Source organism: uncultured Eudoraea sp., from assembly GCF_947260015.1.
Taxonomy (GTDB): domain Bacteria; phylum Bacteroidota; class Bacteroidia; order Flavobacteriales; family Flavobacteriaceae; genus Eudoraea.
The window spans coordinates 167,149-181,240 of record NZ_CAMYOM010000001.1 but is presented as its reverse complement, the minus strand read 5'-3'; the positions used below and the strand labels follow the sequence as shown (position 1 = coordinate 181,240).

Annotated in this window: 12 protein-coding genes; 9 read left to right on the top strand and 3 right to left on the bottom strand. The window is 36.5% G+C overall.

Features of this window, described 5'->3' with window-relative positions; genetic code table 11:
• The first annotated feature begins 477 nt into the window (after positions 1–477).
• From Q0X66_RS00825 to Q0X66_RS00800, 6 genes are all read left to right on the top strand, one after another.
• Positions 478–2,436, top strand: a complete 1,959-nt coding sequence (locus Q0X66_RS00825) for a histidine kinase dimerization/phosphoacceptor domain -containing protein (protein WP_297702574.1) — start codon at positions 478–480, stop codon at positions 2,434–2,436.
• Between the two features lie 24 nt (positions 2,437–2,460).
• On the top strand, positions 2,461–3,141 hold the full coding sequence (locus Q0X66_RS00820) for a metal-dependent hydrolase (protein WP_297702573.1): 681 nt from the start codon (positions 2,461–2,463) through the stop codon (positions 3,139–3,141).
• Between the two features lie 247 nt (positions 3,142–3,388).
• Positions 3,389–4,441 (top strand): o-succinylbenzoate synthase, encoded by a 1,053-nt coding sequence (locus Q0X66_RS00815; protein ID WP_297702681.1) that lies wholly within the window; start codon positions 3,389–3,391, stop codon positions 4,439–4,441.
• Positions 4,432–5,379 carry a CPBP family intramembrane glutamic endopeptidase gene (locus tag Q0X66_RS00810; RefSeq protein WP_297702572.1) on the top strand — a complete coding sequence of 316 codons (948 nt, stop codon included), beginning with the start codon at positions 4,432–4,434 and terminating at the stop codon, positions 5,377–5,379. The genes Q0X66_RS00815 and Q0X66_RS00810 overlap by 10 nt, the downstream gene beginning before the upstream one ends.
• 4 nt (positions 5,380–5,383) lie before the next feature.
• Complete coding sequence (locus tag Q0X66_RS00805) at positions 5,384–6,451, top strand: AMP-binding protein (RefSeq protein WP_297702571.1); 1,068 nt, start codon at positions 5,384–5,386, stop codon at positions 6,449–6,451.
• Between the two features lie 140 nt (positions 6,452–6,591).
• On the top strand, positions 6,592–7,938 hold the full coding sequence (locus tag Q0X66_RS00800) for a M24 family metallopeptidase (protein ID WP_297702680.1): 1,347 nt from the start codon (positions 6,592–6,594) through the stop codon (positions 7,936–7,938).
• Here Q0X66_RS00800 and Q0X66_RS00795 read toward each other — a convergent pair.
• Complete coding sequence (locus tag Q0X66_RS00795; RefSeq protein ID WP_297702570.1) at positions 7,935–9,563, bottom strand: carboxyl transferase domain-containing protein; 1,629 nt, start codon at positions 9,561–9,563, stop codon at positions 7,935–7,937. The genes Q0X66_RS00800 and Q0X66_RS00795 overlap by 4 nt on opposite strands.
• A 79-nt stretch (positions 9,564–9,642) precedes the next feature.
• Between Q0X66_RS00795 and Q0X66_RS00790 the strand changes: the two genes are divergently transcribed.
• From Q0X66_RS00790 to ettA, 3 genes are all read left to right on the top strand, one after another.
• The gene (locus tag Q0X66_RS00790) at positions 9,643–10,626 is read left to right on the top strand and encodes a Gfo/Idh/MocA family oxidoreductase (protein ID WP_297702569.1); all 984 of its coding nucleotides are present in this window, start codon (positions 9,643–9,645) and stop codon (positions 10,624–10,626) included.
• 71 nt (positions 10,627–10,697) lie between these two features.
• Entirely contained in the window at positions 10,698–10,880 is a 183-nt protein-coding gene (locus Q0X66_RS00785; protein ID WP_297702568.1) for a CAL67264 family membrane protein, read from the top strand.
• An 83-nt stretch (positions 10,881–10,963) separates the two neighbouring features.
• Positions 10,964–12,655 (top strand): energy-dependent translational throttle protein EttA, encoded by a 1,692-nt coding sequence (gene ettA / locus Q0X66_RS00780; protein WP_297702567.1) that lies wholly within the window; start codon positions 10,964–10,966, stop codon positions 12,653–12,655.
• Between the two features lie 27 nt (positions 12,656–12,682).
• Here ettA and Q0X66_RS00775 read toward each other — a convergent pair whose 3' ends face one another.
• Complete coding sequence (locus Q0X66_RS00775) at positions 12,683–13,492, bottom strand: MBL fold metallo-hydrolase (RefSeq protein ID WP_297702566.1); 810 nt, start codon at positions 13,490–13,492, stop codon at positions 12,683–12,685.
• 55 nt (positions 13,493–13,547) lie between these two features.
• Positions 13,548–14,012, bottom strand: coding sequence for a GNAT family N-acetyltransferase (locus Q0X66_RS00770; RefSeq protein WP_297702565.1), 465 nt, complete (start codon positions 14,010–14,012; stop codon positions 13,548–13,550).
• Positions 14,013–14,092 lie beyond the last annotated feature (80 nt).

The window sequence follows — 14,092 nt, the reverse complement described above, 5'->3', positions numbered from 1 at the left end:
ATTTAAGTCTCCATGAAAGGCTAAAAAATCGGTTGAAATGCAATTAATGACTGTAAAATGCTATTTCACAACATAAATATGCACTTACACAACAAAATCCCGAATGCTAAGTTTCAAGGTAATAAATTTGAATCGCTAATACAGCACCCCAAATCTTATCATTTATATATCACAGTTTAAAAGGCTATGCTTTGTGTATAGTCTTTTTTAGTTTATCCAGGTATTTTGTTGGGATGATTAGTAGAATTACATACGGAAAATTGAAGGTGTTTTGGTATTAAAAGGATGGATGAGAATTTACGGTTACGAGACTTAAGTTTTGCTAAGAGCCCTTGTAGACAACAGTTTCATTCTACTTTACAACAAAAATTTAAACACTAGGCTAATTAATAGTAAGTTTAAATTGTTTTTACGGTATTTAACTTAATAATTATAATCAGATCAAAATAGTAATTAGCAAATATCCCTTAGCATGTTATGGCAAAATCGCTGGGTAAAATTTTAATAATATTTTTTCTTTCTTTAGTTCAAAGTGTCGGAGCGCAGGTTTTAGATACCTTGGATGAAAATGCATTGGATGTATTCAAGGATAAGCGAAGTGTTGGGGATAGGTTTGATTATTTTTTCAATACACTACACCGATATAATGAAAACTCCGCCTATGATTGGTTGGATGAGGTTAAACTTTATCTAAACTCCGCAGAGAAGTCTGGAGATTCTGCGGCCATAAATGACTATAAGCTCATGCAATCTCAAATTTATTATGATTTGGGAGACTACGATAAAAGTGTGGCTATAGCTAATGACCTGTATTTAGTGAAAGATAAACTCGATCTGAAGACAAAGAGGTTTATGTTAGATCTAATAGATAATAACTATTCCCAATTACAACTGTATGGAAAGCAGGTTGAGATCAGACAGGAGAAAAGAGATTTAGGTTTCTCCGAGAATATCACATTTTATGATATTTATTCCAATCTGGGTTTGCATAGAAAAGCCATGGAAGATTACATCATGGATATGAAAAAGACTATTGATAACAGTGATCTCTACGGTCTTTCAGAATACAATAATAATGTAGGTCGGTATTTACTTCTGGACAAATCTTCCTCGGTTGCGTTAAGTAATTTTAAAAAAGCTAAGGGTTATATAGACGTATATTTAAATGATGTCACCCAGGTGAAGACGGAGAAAGAATTACAGGATGCCAAATTATTAAAAGGCATTATTGAAGGTAATATTGGAAAGTCTTATTTGCAACTAAAACAATTTGAAGAGGCATTACCCTATTTGGAAAACAGTATAGGTTTAATAAAGGAAAATAATATCGGTCAGTATTCTGAAGATGTGATTGAAAATAGTTTGGCTCTTGCAGATTGTCACCTGCAACTAGAAAATTTTCAAAAAGCAAAGGATATTTTAAATGAACCTCTCAATCCCATTAAGATAGAACATATTATTAAGAATAATAGATTACTGGCTGCATATTACGACAAGATTGAGGATTATAAAAATGCAAGTATTTACTTGAAGAAAAATGTAAGGATTGCCGATTCTATTAATATCAATGACTCCTCACTTAAAAAACAGCAACTTTCTACAGTTGCAAAATATGAAATTGAGAATTCGAAGCGAATGATAGATGCACAAAAGCTGGAAATGGAACGTGCACGAAATGAAATGCAGGCTAAGGATGAGCAAATAAACCTGGTTTTTATTTCTTTGATTTTTACACTTTTGGGTTTTGCAGGATTAGTTTATGCTTATTTAAAAAGTATTAAGAATCAACGTCTGATTGCTCAACAGAAGCATATAATTGAAACTTCTCTGGTGGAAAAAGATTCTTTACTTAAAGAAATCCATCATCGCGTTAAAAATAACCTGCAAATGGTATCGAGCCTTCTGAGTTTACAAACCAAAAATACGCGAAGTAAAGCGGCTATTGAAGCTCTTGAGGAAGGTAAGAGCAGGGTAAAGGCTATGGCTTTGATACATCAGAAGTTGTATCAAAATGATGACTTATCTGTAATTGAAATGCAGGGTTATATAGAAAGCTTGGTAAATAGTGTACAATCTGTATTCAAAAAAGGTGGACATAGCATTAATATAACTATTGATGCTGAAGGGGTTGAATTGGACATTGACAGGGCCATACCCTTTGGATTAATACTAAATGAGCTGGTATCCAATTCTTTTAAATATGCATTTCCCGAGGATGATGAAAATGGTAAAATATATATCCACCTTAGAAAAAATGGCGACCAGGGATTTTTTGAATATACTGATAATGGTATAGGACTCGATGAAGAATCTGAAGAAAGGGCCAATTCATCTATGGGGATTCGTTTAATGAAGCGCTTGGTAAATCAATTACAATCTACATTAAATATTGATAAAAATACAGATGGTGTTCGTTTTTGGTTCAATTTTAAATAAATTTGAACTTCTAATTGTTACATCATGAAAATTACTTTTTTAGGGCACGCATCCTTATTAGTGGAGGTCGGCCAATTCAAGATTTTAGTCGATCCGTTCATTTCAGCAAACGAGAAAGCAGCCGGAAAGGTTGATATAGAAGATTTGAATCCAGATTATATCCTTGTTACACATGCTCATCAGGACCATATCCTGGATGTAGAAGCCATTGCTAAAAGATCTGATTCGGTAATTGTTAGTAATTATGAGATTGCAATGCATTATCAGGCAAAAGGATTCAAGGTACATCCAATGAATCATGGCGGAAGCTGGAATTTTGACTTTGGAAAAGTAAAATATGTGAATGCCATACATACTTCTTCCTTTCCCGACGGTTCATATGGCGGACAGCCTGGTGGCTTTGTTATCTCCTCTGGAGGCAAGCAACTCTACATTGCCGGAGATACGGCTTTGACGGCAGACATGAAATTAATTCCTTTAACCCATCAATTAGACCTGGCGATTTTGCCCATAGGAGATAATTTCACAATGGGTATTGAAGATGCAGTTTTGGCTGCAGATTTTGTTTCTTGTGATACGGTGTTGGGATATCATTATGATACTTTTGGTTATATAGAAATCGACCACAAGAAGGCTCAGAAAGAATTTACGAAAGCAGGTAAAAAATTGCATCTGTTGCCAATAGGGGAGGCAATTACAATTTAATTATCTGAACTGGCTTTTCAGTTCTATTTTATGTAATAGCTTTGGATAGAATCTTGAGATAAATAGCTTTAAATTATTTACCTCCAATCTAAACTTTATGTATTTATTGTTCTATTGCCCGGATCATTTTTCTGGCAAATATCTCCGGGGCATACTTCGCTCTGGTTAACCATATTATTTTATTTGTATTTCCTTCCATTCTCTAATTTTTAGATTGAAAATATTGTTAAATTTAGCACCAATTCATATGGACGCTTTTTACAAGAAATACAATTTGAACTTTAAAAGACCAAGTGGTACGTCGAGGGGCATACTGAAGCAAAAAGAAACCTGGTTTTTAGTTCTGAAGGATAAAGGAAAATCCGGCATTGGAGAATGCGGATTGTTCAGAGGCCTGAGTATTGATGATGTACCTGAATATGAAGACAAAATTTCCTGGACCTGCGCACATATTCATTTGGGTAAAGAAAGACTTTTAGAAGATTTAAAGGAATATCCAAGCATCAGGTTTGGAGTGGAACAGGCTTTCACTTCTCTGGCATCTGAAAACCCCTTTGTGCTTTTTCCTTCTGCATTTACCAAATCTAAAGCAGCCATTGATATTAATGGCTTGATTTGGATGGGTGATGAAGAATTCATGCAAGATCAAATAACTGAAAAAATACGTTTGGGATTCAGTTGTGTTAAAATTAAAATAGGGGCAATTGATTTTAATAAGGAATTATCGCTATTGACTTCACTGAGAAAGAAGTATGGCAAAGAAGAAATAGAACTTCGGGTAGATGCCAATGGGGCATTTAAAGTGGATGAGGCCTTGAATAAACTCATTAAATTAGCAGCCTGCGATATACATTCTATTGAACAGCCTATTCAACAAGGATTTTCCATGGAAATGAAGCATCTATGTGAAAGTTCACCACTGCCAATAGCTCTTGATGAGGAATTAATTGGCCATCATACTGTAACGGAAAAGGAAACTATGCTACAAACCATTATGCCACACTATATAATTTTAAAACCAAGCCTTTTGGGCGGGTTTAAGGCCTGCAAGGAATGGATTGATATAGCCACAAAATTGGGCATAGGCTGGTGGGTTACCAGCGCATTGGAAAGTAATATTGGCCTTAACGCCATTGCGCAGTGGACGTATATTCTAAATAACAAAATGACCCAGGGATTAGGTACCGGGACTTTATTTACTAATAATTTTGATAGCCCACTCGAAATACAAAAAGGAAAATTAAACTACAACAACAATTTGAACTGGGAACAGAATATAATAAACAAGTTATGTATATAGAACAAGGTTATAAAGGTTTGCATGAACTATGGAGGTATGCCGTGGGAGTATTAATTATTTTCATGGGTTGGCAATTTATTGGCTCGGTACCCTTGGTTTTAGCTCTATTTGTGAAGGCAATGGAGTCAAGAGATTTCCCAACAGACATACCCGGTATTTCCAATTTATTGGGTTCTAATCTGTTTCTTTTTCTTATGCTGTTGACATTTGTTATAGGATTTCTGACCCTTTATTTTACTGTAAAGTTTTTACATCAACAAAGCTTCCTTTCCTTAACTACATCCAGAAAAAAAATAGATTGGAAAAGGGTAGCTTTTACATTTGTCCTCTGGGCTGTAATTTCAGTGATATTCATAGGGTTGGATATCTTTTTATATCCAGATGACTATTTGTATAATTTTCGGCCAGGTCCATTTTTAGTATTACTTTTTATCGCTATTATTTTTATTCCTGTTCAAACCAGTTTTGAAGAGTATTTTATTCGAGGTTATTTAATGCAAGGACTGGGTATTGCCGCTAAAAATAGATGGGCACCACTACTTGGTACCTCTCTAATTTTTGGATTGTTACATATATTTAATCCGGAAGTGGCTAAAATAGGATATGGTGTAATGGTTTTTTATATTGGGACCGGACTGTTTTTAGGTATTCTTACCCTTATGGATGAAGGTTTAGAATTGGCCCTGGGTTTTCATGCCGCAAATAATTTAACGGCCGCACTTTTAGTTTCTGCAGATTGGACCGCTTTCCAAACTAATTCTGTATATAGGGATATTTCTGAACCTGAAATTGGTTTGGAGGTTTTTGCCCCTGTTTTTATTGTTTATCCTATTATGCTTCTTATTTTATCCAAAAAGTACGGGTGGACCAATTGGAAGGAACGCCTAACCGGAAAAGTTTTACCCCCCGGAGATTTACATGATACACTTAAAATTTAATTAGATGGCGGTTAAAATACACGAACAATTTAAACTTAATGGTCATGGCTATTCTAATGAGGAGTTAAAAGAGGTAGCTTATAGTTTAATTAAGGAAGGAGAAGATTTTGAAAAGGAAATAGGAGACTTTCTATTAGATTGGTTGTCACCCGATCCTGAGCTCACAATACGGACATCAGGTTCTACAGGTACTCCTATGGGGATAGCACTAAAAAAAAGACATATGGTAAACTCTGCCAAGGTTACTGGCGAATATTTCGGGCTAGAAGCCGGTGACAGGGTTTTATTATGTCTATCTACAGGATACATCGCAGGCAAGATGATGGTCGTTAGGGCAATGATTCTGGGTTTAGAGCTAGATTTTGTTGCTCCCACTTCAAGACCTTTAGATGGCGTAAACAAGTTCTATAAATTTGGCGCTATGGTACCTCTTCAATTGGAATCTTCAATAAATAAATTAAATCAGTTTCAGACAGTCATAGTTGGGGGAGCTCCTGTTTCTAGCCAATTAATGAAATTGATTGCCGATAGCAAGACAAAGATTTTTGAAACTTATGGTATGACTGAGACCGTTACCCATGTTGCTGTCAGGCCATTGAGTCAATATGATGCCGGGTCAGATCATAAAGCATTTAAAATATTACCGGATATAGCTATTTCCCAGGACGACAGAAAATGTCTGGTAATAAACGCACCAAATATTAGCGATAACCCTGTAATTACTAATGATATTGTAGAATTGATCTCGGAAAAGGAATTCCTTTGGCTGGGACGATTTGATAACGTTATTAATTCGGGAGGTATCAAACTAATTCCTGAGCAAATTGAACAAAAGCTGACTTCGTTTATCCCGTCAAGATTTTTTGTTAGTGCTTTGCCAGACTCACAGTTGGGAAAGAAGTTAATTTTAGTTGTTGAAGGTGAAAAAATAGACGGACTTCAGGAAATAATTTCCAAAGCTGATTTGGAGAAATTTGAATTACCAAAAGAAATATTTTACGTCTCAGCTTTTAAAAACACAGCGAATGGAAAGATTATAAGGGACAAAAGTTTGTCTTTAATAAAAAGCTGATATCATTAAAAAGTTTGAGAATCCAAATTTTAGTAATACTAAGGGCAACAGTGTTTTACTATAGAATATAAATGATTAGTATATTCATAACGTATTTTAAAAATAAAACAAATTATAAATTAATGAAGTCTACGCATTTTATGAAAAGTCTCCTAACGCTCCTATTATTTTCACTTAGTTATCAGTTATTTTGTCAGCAAATTTTATCTGAAGAAGAACGTTCTCAAGTAATTGATGAAATTTTAAATGAGCGATTTGATGTACTGCTACCGAAACTTATGGACAAGTCAGATTTGGACATGTGGATTCTTATTTCACGGGAATACAATGAAGATCCGGTATTAAGAACTATGCTACCCTCCACATGGCTGAATGCCAGGAGGAGAACCATTTTATTGTTTTATAGAGATAAAACAAAGAACACAATCGAAAAGCTGGCCGTAGCCCGATATAATGTGGGAAAAAATATCTCATCGGCATGGGACAAGGCAAAAGAACCTGATCAATGGCAAAGATTAGTTCAATTGATAGAAGAAAGGAATCCAAAAAAAATTGGCCTGAATTTTTCAAAAGATCATAACATAGCCGATGGATTGGACAAAACGGACTATGAGGAATTCTTGCAAAATATACCAAAAAAATACGCTTCACGAATAGTTTCTGCCGAACAACTTGCTGTTAGATGGATTGAGACAAGAACGGAACGGGAAATGGTAATATACAATCAATTGGTCTCCATAACACATGATATTATTGAAGAAGCATTTTCCGAAAAAGTGATTACCCCCGGAATAACAACAACTACTGAAGTAGAGTGGTGGATGAGGCAAAAGGTTACAGATCTGGGTCTGGAGACCTGGTTCCATCCAACAGTAGATGTACAACGAACAAATGAGGAATTGGTGGGGCATCTTTATTCTTTTTCAGGAAGACCAGACCAAATGGTGATTTTACCGGGAGATCTGTTACACTGCGATTTTGGGATTACTTATTTAAGACTAAATACGGATTGCCAGGAATTGGCCTATGTTTTAAAACCCGGAGAAACAGAAGAACCTATATTTTTAAAAGATGGTTTGAAAGATGGGAACAGTGTGCAGGACTATCTTACAAAAAATATTATAAGAGGGCGTACTGGGAATGAAATATTAAAAATCGCCTTAAATCAGGCCAAAGAAGCCGGACTTAAACCTGCCATTTATACCCATCCATTAGGATCCTATGGTCATTCCGCTGGTACTACTATAGGGATGTGGGATTCCCAGGGAGGTGTTATGAAAGACGACGGTGAGAATTATCCCCTTAACCCTAATACAGTTTATGCTATTGAATTGAATACTACAATTAATATTCCGGAATGGAATAGAGATATTAGGATCATGTTAGAGGAAGCAGGCTTTTATGGAGAAGATGGATTTCGCTATGTAAATGGCCGACAAACAGAGTTATTACTGATACCCAGAGTAACTAAACATTTAGGTAACTAAACTTGTAAAACCCCCATATTAAATGCTTTTTCAATAGGCGCCTGGTTGGCAGCCTCTATACCCATGGAAATCCATTTACGCGTATCCAGTGGATCTATGATAGCATCGGTCCATAAATGAGCTGCCGCGTAATATGGGGATATTTGTCTATCATATCTTTCCTTGATTTCGTCAAAAAGTTCGGCTTCTTTTTCAGGAGTTATTTTTTCTCCTTTCTTTTTTAAAGAGGCCTTTTCTATCTGTAGCAATACTTTTGCCGCAGAATTCCCGCTCATTACTGCAAGTTCGGCGCTTGGCCAGGCGACAATAAGCCTTGGATCATAGGCTTTTCCACACATGGCATAATTTCCGGCTCCATAACTATTACCAATAATCACGGTAAATTTAGGGACAACGGAATTACTAACTGCATTTACCATTTTGGCCCCGTCCTTTATTATACCCCCGTGTTCACTTTTGCTACCCACCATAAACCCTGTCACATCCTGAAGGAAAACGAGAGGTATTTTTTTCTGATTACAATTTGCAATAAATCTTGTGGCCTTATCTGCAGAATCTGAATAAATAACACCTCCAAATCGCATTTCACCTTTATTGGTTTTCACTACTTTTCGTTGATTTGCCACAATACCTACAGCCCATCCGTCTATACGCGCATAACCTGTCAGGATTGTTTTCCCAAACCCTTCTTTATATTGCTGAAACTCCGAGTTGTCTACAAGACGTTTAATTATTTCGAGCATATCGTATTGTTCTGTCCTGGATCCAGGTAAAACACCATAGATGTCTTCCTGTTTTTCTGCAGGTTTTATTGATTTAATTCTATTAAATCCGGCTGTATTGGGAATCCCTATCTTATCAATCAGGTTTTTGATAGTATTAAGGGCATCTTTATCATCCTCTGCCTTATAATCAGTTACCCCGCTTATTTCACAATGCGTTACAGCTCCTCCGAGAGTTTCATTATCAATATCCTCTCCTATAGCTGCTTTAACCAGATAGCTGCCAGCTAAAAATATACTACCGGTTTTATTCACAATCAGAGCTTCATCACTCATAATAGGTAAATAAGCCCCTCCTGCTACACAACTCCCCATAATAGCGGCGATTTGTACAATACCCATACTGCTCATTGTCGCGTTGTTTCTGAAAATGCGGCCAAAATGCTCTTTGTCGGGAAAAATTTCATCCTGCATAGGGAGATAAACCCCTGCACTGTCTACCAAATAAATAATTGGAATTCGGTTTTCTATAGCAATTTCCTGAGCTCTAAGATTCTTTTTAGCCGTAATCGGGAACCAGGCACCTGCTTTTACTGTAGCATCATTTGCAACAACAATACATTGTTTACTCTTAACAAAACCTATTTTCACTACAACTCCTCCAGAGGGGCATCCACCGTGTTCCTCGTACATATTATCTCCCGCAAATGCGCCAATTTCTATCGAATTACTTTTGTCATCCAATAAGTAATCTATACGCTCTCTTGCAGACATTTTTCCTAATTCATGCTGCTTTTCAATGCGGCTTTGACCACCACCTAATTTTACCTTGGCAAGCCTTTTCTTCAGCTCAGATAGAAGTAATTTATTTCGATCTTCGTTCTTATTGAAGTTGATATCCATACTCTATATTCAATTTCTTTAACAGGGTTAAAGATAAGGAGTAATATTGATTAACTTTAACAAAATTCAACAGTAAGATATGAAAGAGAAAATTCGTTGGGGAATAGTGGGATTAGGCAATATAGCTCAAAAATTTGCGGATGATTTAAAATTACTAGCTGATGGGGAACTCACCGCAGTTGCCTCAAGAGATATTCAAAAAGCCAACCGATTTGGTGAATTAAATAATGCCAAATATGCATTTGGGAGTTATCAGGAGTTATTTAATTGTTCAGAGGTAGATGTAGTTTACATTGCCACACCACATACTTCTCATGCCGAGTTGAGTATCATGGCCATGAATGCAGGGCGAAATGTACTTTGCGAAAAACCTATGGGAATAAATAGTGGAGAGGTTGAAAGTATGATTGCTTCCGCCAGAAAAAATAAGGTTTTTTTGATGGAAGCCCTTTGGAGCAGGTTTAACCCTTCAATAAGGAAGGTAAAAGAATTGATAGACGGGGGTATAATCGGCGACATAGGTTACTTAAATGCGGATTTTGCCTTTTATGCTCTTGACAGGGATGAAAAAGGCAGGCTTCTAAATCCGGCATTGGCCGGGGGATCCCTATTGGATATTGGGATTTATCCTATTTTTTTGGCATATCTTATTTTAGGATTTCCTGAAAAAATTCTGGCCTCTTCTAAAATATATAAAACCGGGGTAGATATCCAAACCTCTATGATATTTGAATATCCAAATGCACAGGCCATATTGTATAGCGGACTAACCTCTAATTCAGAAATGAAGGCAGAGATTTCCGGTTCTGAGGGAACTGTGTATTTAACCCCCAGATGGCACGAAACACAGGAGTATTCTGTTGAAAAAAATGATAAATTAGAAAAAGTTCAATTAGCCACTAGAGGAAAAGGCTATGAGTATGAAATAGAAGAAGTTCAGCAATGTTTAAGAAAAGGTAAGATAGAAAGTGACTTATGGTCTTTGAAACATACCTATGATTTAATTACAATTATGGACGATATTAGGAAACAAACGGGGGTTGTCTTTCCCTTTGAACAATAAAAGTTTAAGCATTTACTTTGAAAAATTGTTATAAAATTTCCGATATTTGAGGTCCAACTAAACTAACTAACATGGGAATGAACAAGAATACGGTCCTAGCCTGGGCTACTTTTATAATGATTTTTGTCGGCTTCGGACTTATTGCCCTAGGCGCATTTCGTTACGACGATGTGGCCGGATGGGGGTTTGCGTCCGTAGGCATTGGTTTCTTTGCCATAGCCTGGGTGTTTAATGCATTAAAAGGGAGGGTCTGAGCCCTTTTATATCCCATATATTTCTTTATCAACAGGTTTTATGACTTCTTGATTTATTATTATTCAAAAAACACATTAAATTTATGTCTGACGATAAGAAGGTGATTTTCTCTATGTCCGGGGTTACCAAAACCTATAAGAATGCCAATACTCCCGTTCTTAAAAATATTTATTTAAGCTTCTTTTATGGGGCCAAAATAGGAATACTCGGTCTTAATGGTTCGGGTAAGTCCACCTTACTTAGAATAATAGCTGGTGTAGACAAGAATTATCAAGGAGACGTAGTGTTCTCACCAGGTTATAAGGTTGGCTATTTGGAGCAAGAACCATTACTTGATGAAAATAAGACAGTATTGGAAATAGTTAAGGAGGGCGTCGCGGAAACTGTTGCCATCCTGGATGAATACAACAAGATTAATGATATGTTTGGGTTGCCTGAAGTTTATGAAGATGCGGATAAAATGCAGAAACTAATGGACAAGCAAGCGGGTTTGCAGGATAAAATAGATGCTTCTAATGCCTGGGAACTCGACACCAAACTTGAGATTGCTATGGATGCTCTCCGGACTCCTGAAGCAGATATGAAAATTGCGGTGCTCTCCGGTGGTGAGAGAAGGCGGGTGGCTTTGTGCAGGTTACTTTTGCAGGAACCCGAAATATTATTGCTCGATGAGCCAACCAACCACCTGGATGCGGAATCTGTTCATTGGTTGGAACACCATCTGGCACAATATAAAGGAACAGTAATTGCAGTAACTCATGACCGTTATTTCCTGGATAATGTTGCAGGCTGGATTCTGGAGTTAGATAAGGGAGAAGGTATTCCATGGAAGGGAAATTACAGTAGCTGGCTTGATCAAAAATCCAAGCGTCTTGCACAAGAAAGTAAACAGGCTTCTAAACGTCAGAAAACACTTGAACGGGAATTAGATTGGGTACGTCAGGGTGCCAAGGGCAGGCAGGCTAAGCAAAAAGCAAGACTCAAGAATTATGACAAATTATTAAGTCAGGATCAAAAACAACTTGATGAAAAGTTAGAGATCTATATTCCAAATGGCCCTCGCTTGGGGACCAATGTAATTGAAGCTGAAAATGTAAGCAAGGCTTTTGGTGATAAATTACTTTACGAAGATTTAAATTTTAAATTGCCACAGGCCGGTATAGTTGGAGTAATAGGACCTAATGGGGCTGGTAAAACTACCATTTTTAAAATGATCATGGGTGAGATAGCTCCGGACAAAGGTGAATTTATTGTCGGCGAGACGGCCAAAATAGCTTATGTAGATCAAAGTCATTCAAATATTCAGAAAGATAAGTCCATCTGGGAAAACTTTAGTGATAGTCAGGAATTGGTTATGATGGGGGGTAGACAGGTTAATTCCAGGGCATATTTAAGCCGGTTTAATTTTTCCGGAAGCGAGCAGAATAAAAAAGTAAATATGCTCTCAGGAGGTGAGCGGAATCGATTACATCTTGCAATGACTCTAAAGGAAGAAGGCAATGTTTTATTATTGGATGAGCCTACAAATGACCTTGATGTAAACACCTTACGTGCATTAGAGGAAGGTTTAGAAAATTTCGCTGGTTGTGCCGTTGTAATTTCGCACGATCGCTGGTTTCTGGATCGTGTTTGCACGCATATTCTCTCCTTTGAAGGGGATTCACAAGTATATTTCTTCGAAGGTTCTTTCACAGAGTACGAAGAAAATAAAAAGAAACGTTTAGGTGCAGATATTATGCCTAAAAGAATAAAATACAAGAAGTTAATCCGGTAAAACTTTACTGTTTTTTATCGTCCTTTCTTAAAAATCATCATGAGGGTACCAGTCCAGCAGTATCACACGGATTTCTGTATTGCCTTTATTTACTAATTCTTTAAATTTATTTACATCACTCACATCCGGCCTGCCCCGGTAATGATAAGGATAAACTTCTTGTGGTTTAAATTCAAGCACGGCATCTGCAGCGTTTTCTTCATTCATAGTATAAGGCATGTTCATGCAAATAAATGCTTTGTCTATTTTTTTTAATGCGCGCATTTCAGGAATGTCTTCGGTATCACCGGAGAAATAAAGACGTTGACTGTCCAGATTCAAAATATAGCCATTTCCCCTTCCTTTTTGGTGAAATGCCTTAGCTTCTTCCCTCAAATTATACATAGGAATGGCTTCAACGGTAATACCAAATCGTTCTTTTGAATCCCCATTATTTAAAACATCTATCTGAGGTGTAAACTTTGATGGGATTTTATCTGCTACAGCCTGCGGAACCATAATCTTTGCATTGGAAGTATTTAGTCCCTCAAGTGTTTCCACGCTAAAATGATCTCCATGCACGTCTGTGATGAGAATTAAATCGGGTTGCTTTTGGGTTTTAAAAACCTCAGCTCCCCCAACAGGGTCAACATAAATGGTTACATCTTTCCACTCCAGTACGGCAGTTGCGTGAGCTATGGGAATTATTTTAATTTCAGATTGAGCTTCAGGCGGCAGCAGTACTTGCTCACCATATCCAGGTTTTGAATCAAGATTGGGTGCTGTTTTTGACTTTTCTTTACATCCGGTTATAAATAAACTGCAAATAAAAATAATTGGAATTATGAAGTTCTTCATAGAATGGATTTAAGTCAAGATAGTTGTGTTTAAATTAAAGATATCTAATATTTGATTAATATAAAACAAGCTTCATTTTTATATTGCTTCTTGCATAGGGTATATCCTTTTCCATGACTACTTCCCGAAAGCCAAACTTTTTATAGATATAAATGGCAGGTTCCAGGATAGTATTTGAATACAGAAGTAATTCTTTCCAATTTTGACTTTTAGCAAAAGCAATTCCATGCACCATAAGTTTCTGTCCAATTTTTTGCCCTTGATAAGACTGGTCAACAGCCATTTTACCAAGTTCATATATGGAGTCCTTTAACTTAATCATTGAATAACAGCCTACAATTTCCGAGTCTATTTCTGCAAAAAAAATATATCCACCTTTGTCAATGATGCTGCTTTTGCAATTTTCCAGTAGTTCAGCATCTTTAGGTTCAACATAAAAGTGTTTCTCCAACCAGGATAAATTCAGATCTCTGAAGTATTTGGCAAGGCCCGGTCTAAAAGGAATGATTTTCAAAGACATTATTAGAATTCTAATTTTGAGTTAACTAAAGTCTATATTAGGTTGTACATGTTAAAATTATTTAATTATTTTTTTAAAAG

What these genes read in the sequence shown, in the direction of transcription:
- Q0X66_RS00785 (WP_297702568.1), top strand. Translation starts at nt 10,698, where the DNA reads ATGGGAATGAACAAGAATACGGTCCTAGCCTGGGCTACTTTTATAATG.
- Q0X66_RS00790 (WP_297702569.1), top strand. Translation starts at nt 9,643, where the DNA reads ATGAAAGAGAAAATTCGTTGGGGAATAGTGGGATTAGGCAATATAGCT.
- Q0X66_RS00810 (WP_297702572.1), top strand. Translation starts at nt 4,432, where the DNA reads ATGTATATAGAACAAGGTTATAAAGGTTTGCATGAACTATGGAGGTAT.
- Q0X66_RS00815 (WP_297702681.1), top strand. Translation starts at nt 3,389, where the DNA reads ATGGACGCTTTTTACAAGAAATACAATTTGAACTTTAAAAGACCAAGT.
- ettA (WP_297702567.1), top strand. Translation starts at nt 10,964, where the DNA reads ATGTCTGACGATAAGAAGGTGATTTTCTCTATGTCCGGGGTTACCAAA.
- Q0X66_RS00800 (WP_297702680.1), top strand. Translation starts at nt 6,592, where the DNA reads ATGAAAAGTCTCCTAACGCTCCTATTATTTTCACTTAGTTATCAGTTA.
- Q0X66_RS00770 (WP_297702565.1), bottom strand. Translation starts at nt 14,012, where the DNA reads ATGTCTTTGAAAATCATTCCTTTTAGACCGGGCCTTGCCAAATACTTC.
- Q0X66_RS00820 (WP_297702573.1), top strand. Translation starts at nt 2,461, where the DNA reads ATGAAAATTACTTTTTTAGGGCACGCATCCTTATTAGTGGAGGTCGGC.
- Q0X66_RS00825 (WP_297702574.1), top strand. Translation starts at nt 478, where the DNA reads ATGGCAAAATCGCTGGGTAAAATTTTAATAATATTTTTTCTTTCTTTA.
- Q0X66_RS00775 (WP_297702566.1), bottom strand. Translation starts at nt 13,492, where the DNA reads ATGAAGAACTTCATAATTCCAATTATTTTTATTTGCAGTTTATTTATA.
- Q0X66_RS00795 (WP_297702570.1), bottom strand. Translation starts at nt 9,563, where the DNA reads ATGGATATCAACTTCAATAAGAACGAAGATCGAAATAAATTACTTCTA.
- Q0X66_RS00805 (WP_297702571.1), top strand. Translation starts at nt 5,384, where the DNA reads ATGGCGGTTAAAATACACGAACAATTTAAACTTAATGGTCATGGCTAT.